Source organism: Neorhizobium sp. PAMB6716 (genome assembly GCF_058242805.1).
Genome location: NZ_CM177835.1, coordinates 2632685 through 2651583 on the forward strand (window position 1 = coordinate 2632685; position 18899 = coordinate 2651583).

15 protein-coding genes and 1 tRNA gene are annotated in these 18899 nt (G+C 60.8%); 6 read left to right on the top strand and 10 right to left on the bottom strand.

All coding sequences use genetic code 11. The annotated features are described in order from the left end of the window. Positions 1-14 precede the first annotated feature (14 nt). Together AC4CWH_RS12940 and AC4CWH_RS12945 are read right to left on the bottom strand one after the other, a co-directional pair. Positions 15-803, bottom strand: coding sequence for an RlmE family RNA methyltransferase (locus tag AC4CWH_RS12940; RefSeq protein ID WP_491319065.1), 789 nt, complete (start codon positions 801-803; stop codon positions 15-17). Next, positions 800-2392 (bottom strand): Ppx/GppA phosphatase family protein, encoded by a 1593-nt coding sequence (locus AC4CWH_RS12945; protein ID WP_491321429.1) that lies wholly within the window; start codon positions 2390-2392, stop codon positions 800-802. The genes AC4CWH_RS12940 and AC4CWH_RS12945 overlap by 4 nt, the downstream gene beginning before the upstream one ends. 900 nt (positions 2393-3292) lie before the next feature. Here AC4CWH_RS12945 and AC4CWH_RS12950 point away from each other — a divergent pair. Further along, positions 3293-3366, top strand: a tRNA-Gln gene (locus tag AC4CWH_RS12950). A gap of 334 nt (positions 3367-3700) precedes the next feature. On the opposite strand, the gene AC4CWH_RS12955 is transcribed toward AC4CWH_RS12950, so the two are convergent. Then, the gene (locus AC4CWH_RS12955; RefSeq protein WP_491319066.1) at positions 3701-4876 is read right to left on the bottom strand and encodes an MFS transporter; all 1176 of its coding nucleotides are present in this window, start codon (positions 4874-4876) and stop codon (positions 3701-3703) included. Then, positions 4873-5397 carry a TetR/AcrR family transcriptional regulator gene (locus AC4CWH_RS12960; protein ID WP_491319067.1) on the bottom strand — a complete coding sequence of 175 codons (525 nt, stop codon included), beginning with the start codon at positions 5395-5397 and terminating at the stop codon, positions 4873-4875. The genes AC4CWH_RS12955 and AC4CWH_RS12960 overlap by 4 nt, the downstream gene beginning before the upstream one ends. A gap of 304 nt (positions 5398-5701) precedes the next feature. Between AC4CWH_RS12960 and AC4CWH_RS12965 the strand changes: the two genes are divergently transcribed. Further along, positions 5702-6313 carry a hydrolase gene (locus AC4CWH_RS12965; RefSeq protein WP_491319068.1) on the top strand — a complete coding sequence of 204 codons (612 nt, stop codon included), beginning with the start codon at positions 5702-5704 and terminating at the stop codon, positions 6311-6313. Between the two features lie 40 nt (positions 6314-6353). After that, the gene (locus tag AC4CWH_RS12970; RefSeq protein WP_491319069.1) at positions 6354-6863 is read left to right on the top strand and encodes a hypothetical protein; all 510 of its coding nucleotides are present in this window, start codon (positions 6354-6356) and stop codon (positions 6861-6863) included. Between the two features lie 62 nt (positions 6864-6925). Here AC4CWH_RS12970 and AC4CWH_RS12975 read toward each other — a convergent pair whose 3' ends face one another. Beyond that, positions 6926-7690 carry an SDR family oxidoreductase gene (locus tag AC4CWH_RS12975; protein ID WP_491319070.1) on the bottom strand — a complete coding sequence of 255 codons (765 nt, stop codon included), beginning with the start codon at positions 7688-7690 and terminating at the stop codon, positions 6926-6928. Positions 7691-7813: 123 nt separating this feature from the next. Between AC4CWH_RS12975 and AC4CWH_RS12980 the strand changes: the two genes are divergently transcribed. Next, positions 7814-8722 carry a LysR family transcriptional regulator gene (locus AC4CWH_RS12980; protein WP_491285422.1) on the top strand — a complete coding sequence of 303 codons (909 nt, stop codon included), beginning with the start codon at positions 7814-7816 and terminating at the stop codon, positions 8720-8722. 210 nt (positions 8723-8932) lie between these two features. Here AC4CWH_RS12980 and AC4CWH_RS12985 read toward each other — a convergent pair whose 3' ends face one another. The 5 genes from AC4CWH_RS12985 to AC4CWH_RS13005 form a co-directional block, all read right to left on the bottom strand. After that, entirely contained in the window at positions 8933-9736 is an 804-nt protein-coding gene (locus tag AC4CWH_RS12985) for an inositol monophosphatase family protein (protein WP_491319071.1), read from the bottom strand. A 31-nt stretch (positions 9737-9767) separates the two neighbouring features. Beyond that, a complete protein-coding gene (locus tag AC4CWH_RS12990) occupies positions 9768-10826 on the bottom strand; it encodes an ABC transporter ATP-binding protein (protein WP_491319072.1) in 1059 nt (352 codons plus the stop codon). Then, on the bottom strand, positions 10823-13054 hold the full coding sequence (locus AC4CWH_RS12995; protein WP_491319073.1) for an ABC transporter permease: 2232 nt from the start codon (positions 13052-13054) through the stop codon (positions 10823-10825). Before AC4CWH_RS12995 ends, AC4CWH_RS12990 begins: the two co-directional genes overlap by 4 nt. A 77-nt stretch (positions 13055-13131) precedes the next feature. Next, positions 13132-14157 (bottom strand): ABC transporter substrate-binding protein, encoded by a 1026-nt coding sequence (locus tag AC4CWH_RS13000; RefSeq protein WP_491319074.1) that lies wholly within the window; start codon positions 14155-14157, stop codon positions 13132-13134. A gap of 108 nt (positions 14158-14265) precedes the next feature. Then, a complete protein-coding gene (locus AC4CWH_RS13005; protein ID WP_491319075.1) occupies positions 14266-15288 on the bottom strand; it encodes an ABC transporter substrate-binding protein in 1023 nt (340 codons plus the stop codon). A gap of 214 nt (positions 15289-15502) precedes the next feature. On the opposite strand from AC4CWH_RS13005, the gene AC4CWH_RS13010 reads away from it, so the two are divergent. Next, on the top strand, positions 15503-16243 hold the full coding sequence (locus AC4CWH_RS13010) for a response regulator transcription factor (protein WP_491319076.1): 741 nt from the start codon (positions 15503-15505) through the stop codon (positions 16241-16243). Beyond that, positions 16240-18363: a sensor histidine kinase gene (locus AC4CWH_RS13015; RefSeq protein ID WP_491319077.1), complete on the top strand. Its 2124-nt coding sequence runs from the start codon at positions 16240-16242 to the stop codon at positions 18361-18363. The genes AC4CWH_RS13010 and AC4CWH_RS13015 overlap by 4 nt, the downstream gene beginning before the upstream one ends. The last annotated feature ends 536 nt before the right edge of the window (positions 18364-18899 follow it).

The following is an 18899-nucleotide window of genomic DNA, read 5'->3' on the forward strand; positions in this document are numbered from 1 at the left end:
AAGAGGGCTGAAACTCAGCCCTCGTCATCCTCGTCGGCATACTGCGGACGATGGTCGCCGGCATCCTCCAGCGGATCGGTTTCGCGGTGCATTTCGTCGCGGTAACTTCCCATGACGCTGCCTTCCTTGCGGCCCTTGAAACCCTTGGCCAGCAGGAACATTTCCACCGATTCCTGCCGCGATGAGGCCGGCTTGATGTGCATGACCTGGCGAAAATTCTGCTTCAGCATGTTGAGCAGATCCTTTTCCGTGCCGCCCTGAAAGGTCTTTGCCAGGAAATGCCCGCCTTCGCCGAGCACTTCCACGGCAAAATAGGCAGCGACTTCGCACAGATGCATGGTGCGCAGGTGGTCTGTCTTCTGGTGGCCGGTCGTCGGCGCCGCCATATCGGAAATGACCAGATCCGGCGTACCGCCGACGGCTTCCATCAGCTGCGCCGGCGCATCCTCGTCCAGAAAGTCGAGCTGCAGGATTTTCACTCCCGGCAGCGGCGCCATTTCCAGAAAGTCGATGGCGGCCACGCGCACGTCCGTATCCGTGGAGCCGGTGACCTTGGCAGCGATCTGCGACCAGCTGCCAGGGGCTGCACCCAGATCGATGATGCGCCGCGCACCCTTCAGGATCTCGTGTTTTTCGTCGATCTCCAGCAGCTTGAAGGCGGCGCGGGCGCGATAACCCTCGATCTTTGCCCGCTGCACATAGGGGTCGTTGATATGGCGCTCGATCCAGCGGCGCGAGGACGCCTTGAGCTTGCCCTTTTTCACCTTCTGGCCGAGCTTTCGGCCGATAGGAGCCTTGGTCATCGATGGTTCTCCGTGGCACCGCGTGCCGCATTATCGCCTGGGCGGCGGCCGCGAAAGCGCCGCCAGACGCCGTCATCCGCCATCATATCGGTCAAAAGTCCTTCGCGCAGACCGCGATCGGCAACCCGCATGCGCTGGCTTGGCCAGCGTCTGCGGATCGCTTCCAGAATGGCGCAGCCGGCCAGAACCAGATCGGCGCGATCCGGCCCGATGCAAGGGTTTGCCGCGCGGCCCTCGAAATCCCAGGACAACAGCTTTTCCTGCATGGCGCTCACCTCCGCATCCGAAAGCCAGAGGCCATCCACCTTGCGCCGATCATAGCGCGGCAGATCGAGATGCACGCCGGCAAGCGTGGTGACCGTGCCGGACGTGCCGATAAGGTGAAAATCCTCATCCGGACGCGCGCTTTCCTCGCCAAGTGCGGGGCATTCGAAACCGGCAAGCATGCCCTCCACCTCGTCGACCATGGCCGAAAACACGGCGGGCGTGACATTCTGCCCACCATGACGCTCGGAAAGCGTGACGACGCCGACCGGCAGCGAGGTCCAGTGGGTGATGTGGTTGGCAAGCCGCGAGGAGCGGTTGTCGCGAATGCGGATGACCGCGATTTCCGAGGAGCCGCCGCCGATATCGAAAAGCACCACGGAACGCGCCTCGCGCCCGACCAGCGACGAGCAGCCGGAGACCGCCAGCCGCGCCTCGGTTTCCCGGTCGATGATCTCCAGCTCGAGCCCGGTCTCCCTGGTGACGCGGGCCAAAAATTCCTCGCCATTGGCGGCAGCCCGGCAGGCCTCCGTCGCAATCAGCCGCATCTTGCGGATCGGCCGGTTGGCAAGTTTTAGCGCGCAGATGCGCAGCGCTTCCACAGCCCGGTCCATCGCCTCGGTGGAAAGGCGTCCCGTCGCGGCAAGCCCTTCCCCCAGCCGTACGATGCGCGAAAACGCATCGACGACCCGAAACTGACCCGGCCGCGTCGGCTGGGCAATCAGCAGGCGGCAATTGTTCGTGCCAAGATCGAGTGCGGCGTAAAGATCATCCGGCGCGCCACGATCGGATGCCGCCCGCTCTGATGTTGCCCGCTCTGATGTTGGTCGATCTGATGCGCCACGGAAAACCGTCCCCGCCGCTTCGCCGGCAAACCCGGCACGGCCGCGTGCTTCCTGTGCGGACGCTGTAAAGCCCGGCTTTCCATGCCCCCCTTTAGCGTGCCCGCTATGGGGGCCGTGGGCACCATGCGGATGCGCGCCAGAAGAATGAGAACGCGCCTGCGGACCAGAATGGGAACCGGCAGATGAACGACCGCCACCCCCTGCCTGCCCACTCAGATGCCCACCCGCATGGGGGCTGGCAGGAGTGCCTGGATGCCGACCGGATTGCCCGACAGCTGCCCGCGTGCCTTGCCCCGCCTGATGGCCGGCGCCACCGGAATGCCCAGCCTGATGGGGCGCATCGTTTGAACCATGCGCCGCCCCCTGGCCTGAACCAGAGCCTGAACCAGAGCCCGAACCGTGGCCGGAATGTCCGTGAGATGCATGACCGGCGCGGCTGGCGCCCCCCTTGCCGGTGGATGCAAGCGGACGTCCCTGCAGGCTGCGCGCCTCGCTTTTGGCGCGACCACGCCGGCGACGACGGCCGGCGGACGTTTCACGTCCGTCACGGCCCTCAGCCCCATCCTCCGGGCGCCCTGATCCGCTCTGCGACGATAGACTGTCCTGGCGTGCGGACCCGTCCGGGCGTCCCGCCCCCTCGCCTTTGCCGACACGTTCGGCACCATTGTACGTCCCAGCGGCAGCGGCCGCATGGCTGCCACCTGACGTCTTTGGCGAAGGCGTACGGGGATGACCAGCAGCATCCGGCGTTCCGGACACGGCCTCTGCGCCACCACCCGGAGCCTTGGCTTGTCCCTGGCCTTGTCCCTTTGCGCCACGCGAACGGCGGCGCTTGCGCTTGCGCGGCGGGCCGGTATCGTCTTTTATATCCGGGCGTCCGGCATCCGGGCGTGCGCCCTTGTCGATGCCATGCGCAACAGCTGCGGACGGCGGCTTGCCGCTCCGCTTGGCCTTTCGGCGACGGCCGGATTTTTCGTCCGGTCGTCCTGCTGCTGACGCCCCGCCTTCGGGCGGCTTTCCGCCGCTGTCGGGGTTCATCACTGATCTATCCATCATGCCGCGCAAGAGCCGTGGGCCCGCTGCGGCGTTAATCGTTTCGTTGACAAGAGGATAACAGCAGCAGACGATTTCGCCAATGGCTTTGTCACGCCCCAGGATCGCCGCAGTTTGCGCGCCCGGCAAAGCCGCAACTCCAGCGCGGCCATCTTCCAGCCGATCCCTCATTTTCGCGCTGCGGAAAAAGTGGCCAATGGGCACTTGATCGACCCGAAAAATCTGTTACAAGGCGCGCACCGACGCGGTTCGGTGCTCAGGAAACCCACCTGAAACTGGCGAAAGCCCACCCGCCGCACAGTCCGAAACGCACGTGTTTCGACGGACTGGGGAATAGTTCAACGGTAGAACGACGGACTCTGACTCCGTTAATCTTGGTTCGAATCCAGGTTCCCCAGCCAAACTTCTTTTCCATATAAATCCATGGGTTAAATTGCGGACTGTTGCACGTATCGGAACAGGTTTCCGCTCCTCATTACGGCCCAGTCCGGTTCACCCGTTTGGATCTTGTTGGGGTGCTGGCAAGGTGCCCATCACTGTCCGATACGTAGTCGAGGATTGACATGGGGCCGAGAGCGGCCTGGGCGGTTTCAGATGATCTGACATGGGAATCAGGTCGTTCCCCACCGATCATGGCAGCGGACTGCTTTCGACCTCGTTTAAGCCGTTCCCCATCCGCGCGCTCTGCCCCAGACGTGGACATTAGGGGCGAAGAGCTGGGCAATATGGTATCCGTCATTTGATTGGCGCTGATTTCACCTTCCGTTCCAAGCCGCAGCATTTCGGTGTTAACCGATCCCCTGTACACATCAGCCCGGCGGCCATTCCGAGAAGCGCGAAGGCAAACACGGCCGTATCGGCGTCGAACCTGTCGAGCAGGATGCCGAACACAGGTGCTCCAACTGTCTGCCCCACCGCCATCATCAGGAAACCGACCATGAGCCCTATCGCGGGCCTGTCGGGCAGGATCCTCAGCCCCCAGACGAGATAGACGCCGCTGAGAAGCACATAGGACGCGCCGAACAATGCCCCGCCGAACAGGACGCTAATCGACGACGAGAAGGACGCCCCCACCGTGACCATGCCGGCGGCCATGAGCGAAAGGAACGTCCAGTGAACGCGGCTGATGCCGTAGCGGGCGACAAGCGAGCCGGCCCAGGCACCGGCGATGCTGCTGAACCCAATCACGGTCCATAGAATGCCGATCTGCCTATCTTGCCAGCCAAGGTTCAGGGCAGCGAGCTGGCCACCGAACGACCATAAAGACGTGCTGGCCGCGCCCATCATGAACGCTGCTATGAGGAGGCGCACGAGCGCGCCTGACATCGACGGCAGCCCGACTTTACGGCCCTCCGTTGATTGTCCACCAGGGACAGCCAGGGGAGCTGCAACAGCAAGCACGAAGGCAGCCGCAGCAAAGCCGCCGAAGGCCAGCCGCCATTCCTGGGCTATCCACACCGCGATCGCGCCGGAAAGCCCGACACCAATGCTTGTGCCTGCGTTAACGATCGTGTTGGCAGCGTCGCGTCGATCTTCCTGAACGGACATAGCGATCGCGGCGGCCAGCGGCGGCGATGCGAGGCCGGTGCTGCACCCTGCCAGCAGCACCGCGCCGGCAAGCCAGATCGCATCGGGCGCAAGCGCGATGCCAGTCATGCCGATTGCTGCCACCAGCGCGGCTCCCACAGCGACGCGCCTCGGCCCATACCGCTCGGTGAGCACAGCGGACGCGAGGATGGCGATGCAGTATCCGGCGAACGACCCACCCGAAATCACACCGGCGAGCGTTTGACCTAGTTCGAGTTCCTTGCCGATGGTTGGAAGGAAGAGGCCGAAGGCGAAGCGGGCCAAGCCGTAGCAAACCGCTACCAGCGCGAAGCCAAAGGCACCAAGGGCGAGCGTAGGGTTCATCGTCGCGCTGCCGCGACGAGTACGGCGGCGGCCGATCGCGCCGCTTTCGCGGCCTCGGTTCCACGATAAACTGCCGAGACCACCGCGCCTTCAAACAGTACCAGCACCTGTTCAGTGACTACACGGTCGCTGCTGCCAAGATCGGTCGCGACGATCGCGGCAATCCGATCGCGGAACTCGCTCTTGTGGGCGGCGAAAATCTCAGCGATTTCCGCAATGTCACCGCCCGTCTCCGCCAAGGTGCGCAGTAACATGCAGCCGCGCGTGCTTTCGGAGCGCTGCCATTCCTCAAGCGCGGCAAAAAGATCGTCGACACTCGCAACGTCGATCGCATCCATGAACCGGGCGTTACGTCCATTGAGCACAGCCGTCATCAGAGCAACCTTGCTACCGGCGTGCTTGTAAAGCGTCCGGCTGGATATCCCCGCCGCTTCGGTCAGCCTGTCCATGCCTGTGGCCGTGAAGCCGTGACGATCGAACAGGCTTTCGGCCGCAGCAATCAACTTTGTTCTTGTATCCATGGCAACCGGTGTAAACCGATCGTTTTACATTGGCAATGAGAATCCAAATTTAATGCCCGCGACCCTTAAAGCGAGGGCGTCGATCACTCCCGGATTTTTCAGGAATATTTCAGCCCGGCCTCAGGACTTTGCCCGTGCACTTGCCAGAATAGCTGCGGATCGATCGCCACACTCACCAGGCAAACAGAGATCGACTGCCGAAGGCTTCGGTGGCCAGAAGTAGGAGCCGGTCAACGCCACCTGACCCTTCCGGCCTTCGCTTGCCGCATGTCGTGCCCCGTCCCAATCCTTGAAAGGTTTGCCCATGACCTCGCCTGCCACCATCCGCGATCCCTTAGAAGATCATATGCTGACGCCGGAAAATGCAGCGCTTATCACCATCGATTTCCAACCGGTGCAGGTCGCCTCTGTTGTCACGATGGAACGGCGCCAACTCGTCGCCAACGTGGTGGCGGTCGCCAGGACCGCAAAACTTTATGGCCTGCCGATCATTCTTTCGACCGTGAATGTGGAAACCGGCCGCAACCGACCCACGATTCATCAACTGACCGAAGCCCTGGCCGATGTCATTCCCATCGATCGGACATCGATCAATGCCTGGGAGGATGTGGATTTTGCCAATGCCGTGCGAGCAACCGGGCGCCGCAAGCTGATCATGGTGGCGCTCTGGACCGAAGTCTGCCTGGTTTTTCCGGCTCTCGACGCGCTGAAAGAGGGATTCGAGGTCTATCCGGTTGTAGATGCTGTTGCAGGAACCTCTCAATGCGCGCATTCTGCAGGTCTTGATCGGATCATGCAGGCGGGGGCCAAACCGATCACCTGGATACAACTCGCCTGTGAACTGCAACGGAATTGGGCGCGCCAAGCAACGGTGCCGGGATTTGCCGACATCGTCTTTGCCTCAATCCACCCGTAAACGTCGACATGCCATGATGACATAGCTCGAGGGGGTTCACATGTCTGCAATCCTGGTCCTTACTCTCTTTCATGTGCTGATAAGTCTTGTTGCCGTTGTGGCAGGCCTTGGCCTCATCCGCCGGCTGATCGGAAACGGCAAGGATGGTATCCTGGCACAATGGTTTCTGGTAACAATGGCGGTGACGCTCGTGACCGGCTTCCTGTTTCCTTTCAACGGCATAACGCCGGCAATCAATGTCGGCATCCTCTGTACCGTCATCCTCCTGGTAACACTTTATGCGCGCTACCGGGGAAGATTGGCGGGGTTCTGGCGGCCAACCTATGTGGCGGGTGTCACGCTTCTGATGTTCTTCAACACGCTGGTCCTGATCATCCAGTCGTTTCAGAAGATCGGACCGTTGCATGCGCTGGCGCCACTCGGCAACGAGCCCGCGGTCATCGCTTGCCAGCTCATCCTTTTGCTCGCCTCTCTGGCTGCCGGCATTATGGCGGTGTTGCGGTTTCGACCGTCCTTGTCGGTCGCTCGCGCATCCATACCCTCTGCCTGACAGGTTTTGCGTCCTCAGCGGCAAACGGACGATGGCTCTCGCCCGCTTACCGGCTGGCAAATTCAGGTCCGGGTGATCGATGTCCCGCCATCCACCAGAGATGCCGTGCCGGTGACGAAGCTTGCATCATCGGACGCGAGATAGAGAACGGATCGTGCAATTTCCTCGGCCGTGGCAACACGCTTCAGCGCATGCAGGGCGGTAACGAATGCCTGCTTTTCAGGCGTGTCATTCATTTCCCGGTACATGTCCGTATCAACCGCACCAGGCAGGATGGCATTAACCCGGATGTTCTTTGCACCAAACTCGGCAGCCAGCGCCTGCGTGAGGCCAATCAGGCCGGACTTGCTGGCGGAATAGGCTGCGACGCCGGGGAAAGAATAGCTGTAACCGACAAAGGTCGACGTGAAGATCATCGAGCCCGCGCCGTTCTTTTCCATCGCGGCTGCCTGATGTTTGGCCGCGAGGAACGATGCCGTCAGATTGATCGCCAGCGTATCGGCAAAACCCTGCTCTGACACACCTGTTGTCGGGCCGGCTTCGCCCAGCGTGCCCGCATTGTTGAAGGCAATGTCGAGCTTGCCGTAACGCTCGATTGCGGTTGCCACCAGACGCTGGTGATACTCTTCCGACCGCACATCTCCAGCGATCGCAATCGCCCGGCCGCCTGCGGCCTCGATTTCGGCAACCAGGCTATCGAGTTCCGCCTGTCGGCGGGCGCCAACGATAACCTTTGCGCCCTCTGCGGCAAAAAGCTTTGCCGTTGCCCTGCCAATGCCCGAACTTGCGCCGGTGACGATGGCAACCTTGTTGTTAAGCCGTGTCATATCCTCATCTCCATCTGTGCGCAGCAACCCGCCGCTCTCTTCGATGGACTGAAGATGGCATCTTGCCATTGTTCGGATTAGTCGGCAGATACTGGATCTGAAATCCGGAGATGCCGAACAATGTTGATGCGGACCGAAGGGATCGTCACCTTTGTGGCTGTGGTCGAAAGTGGCTCCATCAGCGAGGCGGCCAGACGGCTGAGGCTGTCCAAGTCCGTCGTCAGCGAACGTTTGGCCGAGCTGGAAAAGGCGCTCGGTGGGCTGCTGCTGCAAAGGACGACCCGAAAGCTCACCTTGACCGAGAGCGGGCAGGCCTTTCTCGAACGCGCCCGCCGCATTACCCTCGAAATGCAGGCAGCAGCCGAAGAGATGTCGGAGCGCCGCGGCGAGATTGTGGGGCCGTTGCGGATCGCAGCCCCCGTCACCTTTGGCCGCATGCATCTTGGCCCAGCCCTCTATCCCTTCCTGGCCCGGCATCCGAAACTGGAACTTACGCTGGATATCGATGATCGCAGGGTCGATCCTGCAGCCGATGGTTATGACGCGATCATTCGCCATGGCCCCATATCGGAATCGCGGTTGATTGCCTGGAAACTGGCGCCCAGCCGTCGGATGTTGACGGCCTCTGCTGACTACCTCTCGCGTTTCGGCACCCCCCGCACACTGCAGGATCTGGAACAGCACAAGGGCATTTTCTACACGAACCGTGGTGTCGCCGACTGGCGATTTCAGACCGACGCCGGCAACGTCATCGTCCGGGCCAAACTTGGGCTTGCGATCAACAACGGCGATATGATGCGCGATGCCGCCATCGCAGGCCTCGGCCTGGCGCTCTTACCAGCGTTCATCGCCGGCCCTGCCATTCGCGATGGTTTGCTTCAGGAAGTAGAGGTCGATCACAAGCCGGAACTGGAATTCATCTTCATGGCCCACCCGCAAGGGCGCCAGCCACAAGCCAAGCTGCGCGCCATAGCCGATCATTTGAAGATCGCATTCGGCAATCCGCCCTATTGGGATCCATGGTCCGTTTGATGTCTTTTTTCACGACGACATGGTGAGATCAGAACCAAGTCATCAGATTTGCGCTTTTTCAATGCTTGGCCTGCGTCGCGCTTTGGCTGCCTAACGATGTTGGGCGGGGCCGCCCCCGGCCCCGCTTCAATCCGCCAGCAAAGCGGACGTCATATCCCTCAAGGGTTCTGGCGCTTCTGGCTGCAGCTCAACGGGGCGACCGCCTTGGCGTCAAAGATTGCGCATATGAAGCTGCAAGAGTTCGTCATAGCAGGACGGGTTTGCGGCAAGCACCGGATGCCCATTCAGGAACTCGGCGCCGGCTCCTGGGAAATCAAGGTTCTTGCCTCCGGCTTCGCGGACCAGGCAGAAGCCCGCCATGCAGTCCCAGGCGCGCATATGGGGCTCGTAATATCCAACCAAGCGGCCGGCGGCGACATAGGCAAGCATCAGCGCACCCGACCCGTTGCGGATGAAGTTGCCGCCCAGGTCCATCAGGCCCGCGATAATGGCGCCGACGCGCTGAGGGGTAACATAGTTATTGCAGCCAATCCCCGTCATCGCATTCTGCAGATTGCGGGTGGGATCGAGTTGCAGCGGCTTGTCATTCAGCGTCGCACCGAAACCAAGCGCCGAGGCGTAAAGCTCGTCCGAGCAGGGCACATGGATCACACCCACGACCGATTGGCCATCCCTGACGATTGCAACGGACACACACCAGGTCGGCATGCCGTTGACGAAAGGGGCCGTACCGTCGATCGGATCGACGACCCAGGTGAAGCCGGAGGACCCTTCGTCATGGCCGAACTCCTCCCCGAGGAAGCCATCATTCGCGTAGATTTCGGCGACGCGTTCCTTCAGGAAGGTTTCGACGTTGCGGTCGGCGATCGAAACGACGTCCTGTAAATCGCGCTTCGTCTCGATCACCAGCGTGTCGCGCCGATTGAAATAGTCGAGCGCCATCGCTCCCGCTTCCGCCGCCAGCGTCTTGGCCAGAGCAAAACGCGCGGCGAGTGCCGTATCATTCACTGTCATTTTCTTCTTCCTTGATCTTATTGCAAAATCGTCAGCCGCTGATCACGGCAATTCCACGGTTCTTGAACGCCAGTGTGACGTCGCTTGTGGCGGCATGGGCGTGGTCGACATCGTGGTCGATGACGAAGAGGGTGCCGACATCGGTTTCGACCTCATATTCGACATGACCGCCGAGATAGGCGGAATGAAGAACCCGCCCCTTCAAACCCTCCAGGCCGGCAGCACCAATCCTGATCGCACCGGGTCGAACCGCGAGCTTGGCCGGGCCTCGACCCGCCTTGGAGAGCAGGTGATGTTCAATATTGCTGACCCGTACGAGCACCTCCGCCCCATTGGATTGTACCACTTCACAGGCAAGCACATTCGCCTCCCCCATGAAATCGGCGATGAAGGGCGAGGCCGGCGCTTCGTAGAGTTCGCGCGGTGCGCCGGACTGGGCGATTTCTCCATCCTTCATGACGATGATCCGGTCGGAGACGGCAAGCGCTTCGTCCTGGTCATGGGTGACGTAAACGGCGGTGAAACCGAGCCGCTGCTGGAGATCGCGGATTTCGGTGCGAACCCGACGCCTCAAGCGCGCATCGAGGTTGGAGAGCGGCTCGTCGAGCAGCAGAACCTGCGGCTCCAGCACCAGAGCGCGCGCCACGGCAACGCGCTGCTGCTGGCCACCCGAAAGCTCTGCCGGCAGGCGGTGGCCCATGCCGGCGAGACCGACCAGCTTCAGCCCTTCCTCGGCCTTTTCGCGCGCTTCCTTTTTGGCCAGACCGGACGACTGCAGGCCATAGGCAACGTTTTCGAGCGAGGTCATGTGCGGAAAGAGCGCGTAGGACTGGAAGACCATCGAGACGTCACGCTCGTTGGCCGGCAGCATGGTCACATCCTTGCCGCCGATCAGGATCTTGCCGGAACTCGGATGTTCGAGCCCGGCCAGCATGCGCAGCGTCGTGGTCTTGCCGCAGCCGGAGGGGCCGAGCAGGGTCACCAGCGTGCCCGGCTCGATGGTAAGCGACAGATCATGGATGGCGGTGAAAGCGCCGAAGGTCTTGCGCACATTCTGGAAGGTGACGGATCCGGCTTTGACGGTGATCATGCGGTTTTCTCCTGACCGAGAGGAACGGGACGGGTATTGCCGAGACCGGCGATACGGTTTTCGCGGCGCAGTTTGCGTTCGCCGACAAGGAGCTGGAAGACGCCGATGACGGTGATCATCACGACGATCAGCATCGAGGAATAGGCAATCGCCACGCCGTATTCGCCGTTTTCGACAAGGCCGACGATATAGGAGGTCGCCATGTTGTGTTCGGCACTGACCAGGAAGATGACGGCGCTGATCGAGGTGATGGCCCGCACGAAGGAGTAGACGAGTGCGGCCGTGATGGCTGGCCGCAGGAGCGGCAGGATGATCTTGCGCACCGTGCGGAAGCTATTTGCGCGCAGGGTAAGGGAGGCTTCATCCAGGCTCTTGTCGAGCTGGCTCATCGCCGCGATCCCGCCGCGCACGCCAACCGGCATGTTGCGGAAAACGAAGCAGGCGATGAGGATCAGGGCTGATCCCGTCATTTCGAGCGGCGGCAGGTTGAACGCCATGATGTAGCTGACGCCGATGACCGTGCCCGGAATGGCAAAGCTCATCATCAGCGCGAACTCGAAGAGGTTCCGACCGGCGAATTTCTGCCGGACGATGATGTAAGCTGTGAGAAGGCCGACGGCTGCGGTGAGCGGCGCGGAGACAAGGGAAATCTCCATGGTCGTCCAGAATGAGTTCCAGGCGACACCCGTCCAGGCGATCGCGCCGTTCTGGATGCTGACGGAAAAGGCACGGGCGTAGTGGTCGAGCGTCAGCGTGTTGTCGAGGCCCCAGGTGGTGACGAAGCCACCGAAGAGGATCATGCCATAGACCACGACGGTGAAGACCATCCACGGGACGACGAGGGCGTGAACGCCGATCGAGATGCTGCGCGGCAGGGCGGCATGGGCGCCGCTGTCTCCCTTGCCGGTGACGGTCGCAAAATTTTTGCCCGACAGCCAGACGCGCTGGGCGAGAAAGGCCGAGAGCGTGAAGACGAGCAGGACAAGCGCGAGCACTGCCGCCCGTGAAGGATCGTTCTGCGAGCCGACCACGGCAAAGAAGATTTCGGTCGAGAGCACGCCGTTGCTGCCGCCAAGCACCAGTGGATTGCCGAAATCAGCCATGCTTTCGATGAAGCCGATCAGGAAGGCGTTGGCGAGACCCGGCTTCATGAGAGGTAGCGAGACACGCCAGAAGGTGCGCCAACGGTTGGCCCTCAGCGTCTGCGACGCCTCTTCCATGGAGGGGCTGACGCCCTCGACAACACCGATCAGGACGAGGAAGGAAATCGGGGTGAAGGACAGAACCTGGGCGATCCAGATGCCGGTCAGGCCATAGAGCCAGCGGCCGGGCTCGATGCCGAACAGGCGGGACAGGCTCTCGGTGACCACGCCGGCGCGGCCGAAGAGCAGCACGAGCGCAAGCCCGATGACGAAAGGCGGCGTGATGATCGGCAGGATGGTGAGGACACGCAGCCCCTTCTTGAAGGGGAAGCGGGTGCGGGTCGCCACCAGCGCAAAGGCAAGGCCGAGCAAAGTGGAGGCCGACGCCGTCATGATGGCGAGCGTAAAGGTGCGCCAGGCGACGCCGCAGCGCCCTTCACCCACGAGGCAGTTGAAGCTCCAGATGCCCGGATCCTGCATATTGCGGATAACACCGTCCGGATTGAAGGAGCCATCAAAATCCTGGACGGCGGCGAGGAACATGCTGCCGATCGGATAAAAGACGAAGACAAAGACGAGGAAAACAAGAAGCGAGATCGACCCGACGACGAAGGCATCGCCCTTCATCACCCCGCGCTCGACGAGACCGAAGGAAAACATCAGGACGAAGACAATCGCCATCAAAACGGCACCGGCCCCCATGGAGGGTTGCCCGTTGGTCAGCGCTCCGAAAAGGGTTTCGCTGATCCCCCAGGTCCAGCCGGAAAACCCGACCGCCAGGCCCTGCAGGCAGAGATAAACAAGGCCAGCGGCCCCGGATGCGGCAAACAACGCGCCCCGGCGCATCGGGTCTGCGACGAACCGGGCCACAAGACCGAGGCCGAAAAACAGCACGACACCAAGAAGCCAGAGGCGGCCATGGCCCAAAAGTTGCAGCAGGCCGGGCGCTGTCTCCGGGGTGAAGGGAAAATCGCCAAGCCAGCGCAGGCTGAAGAAGCCGGATTCCAGCCTGTACCAGGGGAACAGGATGAAGGACGCGGCGCCAACGGCCAGCAACAGGTCCAGTCTGCGGTTGCCATGTCTCATGGTCGACCTCGTTCACGCATGTCGGAAAATGGAGAAAGTGCCGGCGGCATCAAGCCGCCGGCTGGACTGATGGACGATCAGTTGGCGACAGCGCCGACTTCGCGATCCCAGCGTTCCAGCAGCGCCTTGCGCTTGGCCGGGTCACCAAAGGTCTTGAAGTCGTAATCGATGAGCTTGATGTCTTCAAACCGGGGCGCTTCTTTCGGAATCTCCGCGCTCTTGTTCGACGGAAGCTGGAAGGACTTGGCATCCTTCATGCGAGACTGCACTTCCGGCTTCAGTGACCAGTCGTACCAGATCTTGGCGTTTTCCATGTTGCGTGCACCCTTGACGATCGACATGGAGCCGATTTCGTAGCCGGTGCCTTCGCATGGGGCGATCGACTTGACCGGGAAACCTTCCGCCGTCTGCGCGACAGCGTCATGCATGAAGACGATGCCGAGCCCGGTTTCGCCACGGGCCGCTGCCTTGACCGGCGCCGAACCCGACTTGGTGTATTGCGAGATGTTGCCGTTGAGCGCCTTCAGATATTCGAAGGCCTTGTCTTCGCCCATGATCTGCACGAGCGAGGCGAGCGCGGTGTAGGCAGTGCCAGAAGAATTCGGATTGGCGATCTGGATCTCGCCCTTCAGCTCGGGTGCGAGCAGGTCGGCCCAGCAGACGGGCTCCTTGTAACCCTTCTGCTTGAAGATCGCGGTGTTGTAACCCCAGCCGAGTGCGCCGGCATAAACACCGACGGTCTTGTAACCGGAGCTTTCAGCCTGGCTCTTCGCCCAATCCTGCAGCTGGTCGAGCATCGGCGACTTGTATTCCGCCGTCAGCCCTTCGGATGCTGCCTGGAGATGGGGGTCGCCGGTGCCGGCCCACCAGAGGTCGGTCTTCGGGTTGCGGGCCTCGGCGCGGATCTTGGCATAGGCCTCGCCCGAGGACATGCGCACCATGTTCACCTTGATGTCATGGGCCTTTTCGAAATCGCCCTTCATTTGTTCGCAGATGACGACGTCGGCGGCGCAGATCAGGTTGAGTTCACCGGCAGCCAGGGCCGAACCGGCCGTCAGGCTCGTGCCGGCGAAGAGAAGAGTGGAAAGCAGTGTCAGTCGCATGGGGTTCCTCCTGTTGTTTGCGTCTGATGGAAGTCGACGACAACGGACAAGCCTTCGGCGGCGGTGCCGCAAGGGCACCGGGTCGGGGATCGTCCGGTCGTTAAAAAATCAGTTGGTCGGGTTGATCTCGGTGTCGAAGCGGCTCAGCAGCCGACTTCGCTGTTCGGGTGAACCGAAGGTGGCAAAATCATAGTCCACCATCTTGATCATCGAGATGTCGGGAGCCGCAGGCGGCAACACCGCCTTGGCATTGGATGGCACCTGGTTCTGGCCAGCGGCAGCACCGGTTGCCTGACCTTCGGGGCTGAGTGCAAAATCGACGAAGCGGCGCGCCGCCTCCAGATGACGACTGCCCTTGACGATGCTGACCGCGCCGATTTCGTAGCCGGTGCCTTCGCAGGGCGCGACGATGACGAGAGGCGCGCCGGCCTCCTTCTGCGTCACGGCATCATGCATGAAGGATATGCCGATCATCGCCTCCCCCCTGCCCGCAGCCTTGACCGGCTCGGCACCGGCTTTCGTGTATTCGACGATATTTCGGCCGAGGTCCTTCATATAGGCGAAGGCATCATCCTCTCCGAGCAACTGCACCAGGGTCACCAGCGTGGTGAAGGCCGTACCAGAGGAATGCGGGTTTCCAGAGAGGATATGGCCGCGATAGATCGGCTTGGCGAGATCCTTCCAGCAGTTGGGCGCCGGCAGACTGGCAGACGCAAGAAGGTCTGCATTGTAGGCAAAGCCGAGCGCTCCGGCGTATAGACCGGCGGATGTGCCGCCAGACAAAGAGAAGAAATTCCGAGCCCAGGGCAGAAGGTCCGCTTCCTGCTGTGGGCGATAGGCTTCGAGAAGGCCCTCATAGGCGGCCTGCAGATGCGTGACACCGGTGCCGCCCAACCAGACATCGACGGTGGGCGCATCCTTCTCGGCCCGAACGAAGTCGAGTATCTCGCCGGTGCTCATCCGCGTCATGTTGACGGCAAGGCCGGTTCTGGCCTCGTAAGTCTTCTCCATGACGGTGCACCAGACCTCGTCGACACCGCAGAGAATGGTCAGCGTGTCTGCGGCCCGGGAAATCGTAGCCGTGGCAAGGGTCGCAAGAACCCCCGCACAGATGGCGGTCAAAAACTTCACGTCGTCCTCCCTTGGAACCTCCCCGTTCCAATGAATGAAGCATGTCCATATCGGTCCGGGCTGGCAACCCGGAGAATGGTTACCGATCTTTCACCATGACCTCGTCACCCGTTGCAGAGATTGCAAATGTTACAATTGTGACGTCTGCCGATAACGACCAAATCTTTGGCGTTTTCGACCTGCGCGGTTATGATGCCGGTGGGAGGACTGCAACGTGTTGAACCAGAAGATAAAAATTCTGATCGTCGAGGACGATCCGGATATGGCGGAGCTTATCTGTGACCTGGTGGAGGCAGAGGGCTGGATCCCGGTGACTGCCCCCTCAGCCGAGGCTGCGCAGGAGCGGTTGCAACAGGAAACGGTTCAGTTGGTTCTGGTCGACCACAATCTGCCTGGCCTCTCCGGCCGGGCCTTTGCCCAGCGCCTGAGGGCCCAGACCGATGTCGGCATCGTCATGGTGACGGCAGCAGGCAGCGCAACCGATCGGGTGCTGGGACTGGAGACGGCAGCGGATGACTATGTGGTAAAACCGTTCGAACCGAATGAGCTGACCGCACGGATCAAGGCGGTTCTCCGTCGCACCCATCCGCAATTGCGCCACGACAGGGAGAGCGACCGCGAACAGACGCCGGCAGCGCTCCGGCTCGGCGAATGGGCCATTGATCTCGCTCAACGCCGGGCCGTATGCCTCACCGATCCGACAAAGACGCTGACATCCGCCGAATTCGCCTTGCTGGAAATCCTCGCCGAGACGCCGAATACACCGGTCAGCCGCGCACAGATTCTCGACCGGATGGGGGCCGACTCCGATCGGTTCGTAGATCGCAACGTCGATGTTCTGGTACTGCGTCTCAGGCGCAAGATCGAGCGGAACCCAGACCTCCCACGCCATATCCAGACGCGGCGCGGCAAGGGTTATGTTTTGTACACCGACGACGCCGGATCATTGCCTTGATCAACCGCGCCTTCGTCTCCTCGATCGCCTTTCGGTTGCCATTCGCAATCGCCTTCATCTGCGTATCGGTTCTGCTCCTGTCCACCGTCGCCATTTATGGCCTTCAAAGGGCGCGTAATGAAATGTCCGCCTACAGCGTGAAGGCCTTCACGAGCCTCGCCAAGGCTTCACTTGTTTCGAGGCAGGTTTCCGACCTTGTTTCGAGCGCGCCATTCCTGATGAATGCCACCTCTCCCTATCGTGTCTCGAGCGAAAGCCGCGCCGTGGTCGCGCAGGTAGAGACGCTGCTTAAGACGATGACACCGGATCAGCCAGCTGTGACCATGCAAGGCGCTGATGCGCGCCGCATCATTGAACTCCTCGAAGATATAGAAGCACAGACGCTTGCACTTGCAGCCAATGCAGATGCCGCCCAGGAACACAAAGCGGAAGCAGCCGTCGCGCTCGGAGAGATAGCCACTGCCCGCACCATTCAGGATCAGGATCTGCGGCAGCGTCTGAATGGCATCGCACAATCTGCATCGACATCGGATAGCCTCTTTCAGCTTGGCGAACTTCAACGACGCTTCGTAGCCGAGGCAACCGTTCGAATGCTGGTACCAGGCCCCAATCTGCGGGTATTGCCTGAACAGCTCGGACCTTATCGAAGGATCTTCGAGGCACAGACACGTTACCTCCTTGAAATGTTCACCATCCGCGCATCCGTCTCACGCCTGCACACCGTCTCGCGTGACCTCTCTCATGCAACCGAAACCCAGAGTGCGTTTGTTGCCGGCGCGCTGAACCAGAACCTCGAAGCCACCTCGAGCGCGTTGCGCCAGTTGCTTGTCATGATCGTGCTCGCGTCCTTTGCGGTCGTCATCCTGGCAATTCTCTCCATCCGCTCGGTCATGCGCGTTTCACACGGAATAGGTGACCTCTCCCGCGGCATGAATGCGCTGGCGCGCGGAGAGGAGAATGTCGGCCCCCCCGTTTATGCAGGCACTGAAACCGAACTGATCCGCTTGCTCGACGCCTTTCGCGCTTTCAAGGAGAGCGTCGATCGCCTGTCGCGTCTCCGACGTACCGCAGAAGCTGCTGCTCGTACAATACGATCGACTTTTCGGACGATGAATGAGGGCATTGCCCTCTTCGATCCCGCCGGCCGACCGATCACCATGAACCGTCGCATCATTGAACTGATGCGGCAGACGGGATCGTCCCGAAAAATGTCACTGCGCCGGTTCGTTGCAACGGTCCCGGAGATCGATCCTCTGCTCATGCCGACCGAAAATGACAGCGGCTCGCTTGTCGAGCGTCAAGTGCTTCGGCACCGGTTTGTCGACGACCAGGTCGTAGAGATTTCTGCATCAAGGCAACCGGACGGAGGGCTGGTCCTGCTCGCCCGCGACGTCACGGCCATGGATCGCCAGGAGATGGAAGCGGCCCGTGCCCAGCGCCTGGATGTGGTGATGCGCATGACGCACCAGGTGAGCCACGAGGTTGGCAATATGATTGGCATCATCACCGGAAGCCTTGGCCTGCTGGAGCGCGAACCTGGCTTCACGGAACGGCAGAAGCGCCACCTGGGACGCATACGCAAGGCTGCCGAGCGCGGGCGAGCGCTCGCCTCAAGCATGTTGTCCGTCGGTAGCCAGCAGCAGATACGTCCAGCAGCGATCGAGGTTGCCACGATCCTTCAGGGGATGGCTGATGTTCTGGAAATGGCGATCGGCACCCGCAATCGACTGGAACTCGACCTTGCAGCCAATCTGCCAACCGTCAACCTCGATGCTGCGCTGCTCGAGCAATCCATCCTGAACCTATGCCTCAACGCATCGGCCGCCATGCCGGATGGCGGCGCGATTCGCGTGGAAGCATTAGGAAATACCGAAACCGTCATCATAGCCGTCGTTGACGAAGGTGTCGGCATGTCGCCTGAAGTCCTCGACCAGGCGATGGAACCCTATTTCACGACACGTTCGAAAACCGGAGGGTCGGGCCTTGGGCTGGCGATGGTCTATGGCTTCGTGCGCCAGTCTGGCGGGGAAGTCAGGATCACCTCTCGGCTGGGCGAAGGAACGCGTGTGGAGCTTTGTTTTCCGAGTGTCGAACCCGGATATGACGCCATAGGCGGCTGAACATGAGCCGATCCGAGCGAGCCGTGGAAGGCCTGCCGCCCTCACCACGCAATTCAGCGTCCCATCAAACTTGACCACCAGGAGCAGAAAGAGCCACCGCCCTCCCGTCCCATTGACGTCAGCCTTTGATCTACCCCAGAGAGTAATGAATACTTTAGGCAGAGAATGAAGGCATACAACGCGAGCCTACAAAACCGGGCGCTGCCACACCATTTTTGTGGCGGACCAGTTTTGCCGGAGGCATTCTGGTCTAATTTATTTTAGCCATGTCTGGCACACTCAGCGCGACGAAATAAAATTTTTAAACATTCACCGACTGATACTGACGATTATCATCAATATTTATCTCCTATATACAAATAACTATAATATATAATGGAAATATATGCGCTTTAATGCATCATTCATCCGCGATCTATTTATATTTGTTTCGCTTGATATTTAGTAAAATTTTATCGATGATATCTCCAGTGATTGCGCAATACCGAACACTTTGAATTCCATAGAAGCATATTTCGATTGAGCCCGCTGAACCT

Bases quoted from the DNA above. Each gene is read 5' to 3' on its own strand.
- AC4CWH_RS12940 (WP_491319065.1), bottom strand. From the start codon at position 803: ATGACCAAGGCTCCTATCGGCCGAAAGCTCGGCCAGAAGGTGAAAAAG.
- AC4CWH_RS12955 (WP_491319066.1), bottom strand. From the start codon at position 4,876: ATGAACCCTACGCTCGCCCTTGGTGCCTTTGGCTTCGCGCTGGTAGCG.
- AC4CWH_RS12960 (WP_491319067.1), bottom strand. From the start codon at position 5,397: ATGGATACAAGAACAAAGTTGATTGCTGCGGCCGAAAGCCTGTTCGAT.
- AC4CWH_RS12965 (WP_491319068.1), top strand. From the start codon at position 5,702: ATGACCTCGCCTGCCACCATCCGCGATCCCTTAGAAGATCATATGCTG.
- AC4CWH_RS12970 (WP_491319069.1), top strand. From the start codon at position 6,354: ATGTCTGCAATCCTGGTCCTTACTCTCTTTCATGTGCTGATAAGTCTT.
- AC4CWH_RS12975 (WP_491319070.1), bottom strand. From the start codon at position 7,690: ATGACACGGCTTAACAACAAGGTTGCCATCGTCACCGGCGCAAGTTCG.
- AC4CWH_RS12985 (WP_491319071.1), bottom strand. From the start codon at position 9,736: ATGACAGTGAATGATACGGCACTCGCCGCGCGTTTTGCTCTGGCCAAG.
- AC4CWH_RS12990 (WP_491319072.1), bottom strand. From the start codon at position 10,826: ATGATCACCGTCAAAGCCGGATCCGTCACCTTCCAGAATGTGCGCAAG.
- AC4CWH_RS12995 (WP_491319073.1), bottom strand. From the start codon at position 13,054: ATGAGACATGGCAACCGCAGACTGGACCTGTTGCTGGCCGTTGGCGCC.
- AC4CWH_RS13000 (WP_491319074.1), bottom strand. From the start codon at position 14,157: ATGCGACTGACACTGCTTTCCACTCTTCTCTTCGCCGGCACGAGCCTG.